General features: G+C 43.3%; 1 protein-coding gene. It reads left to right on the top strand.

What is annotated here, in order from left to right; translation table 11 throughout:
* A partial coding sequence (locus HC176_RS16135; RefSeq protein WP_167920028.1) for a PAS domain-containing protein occupies window positions 1-499 on the top strand: 499 nt, incomplete at both ends.

The raw sequence follows: 499 nt of genomic DNA, 5'->3' as shown, positions 1-499 counted from the left end.
ATATCACTACAGTTATTGAACAGGCAAGGGAAATTGAGCAAGTCAATGAAAGATACCAGCTTGCAGCTACAGCAACTCAGGATCTTATTTACGACTGGGATTTGACGAGTGACGAAGTAACCCGCTTCCACAGGGGCCTAAAAGAACTCTTTGGTTATCCTGCAGATGTCCTCAACAAAAAAGATTTTTGGAAGAAGAATATTCATCCAGAGGACGAACCTATTGAAAGAAAGAAACTTAGAGATGCTATAGGCAATCCACATGAAGACTTTATTAAAACCGAATATCGCTTTAAGAAAGCCGACGGCAGCTATGCCCGGGTGGTGGACAGAGGCTATATTTTGCGTGACCACACAGGAAAAGCTCAGCGCCTTATAGGTGCTACAAGTGACATCTCTGAACTTACCGAAAAGCGGGAGGCATTAAAAGTTGCTAACAAGCGTTTCAGAATGGCCATGAAAGCAACCAATGAGATGATTTGGGACTGGGAAATAGCCAC

It is taken from the genome of Tamlana crocina (assembly GCF_012037625.1).
This window is presented reverse-complemented; position numbering and strand designations above follow the sequence as displayed.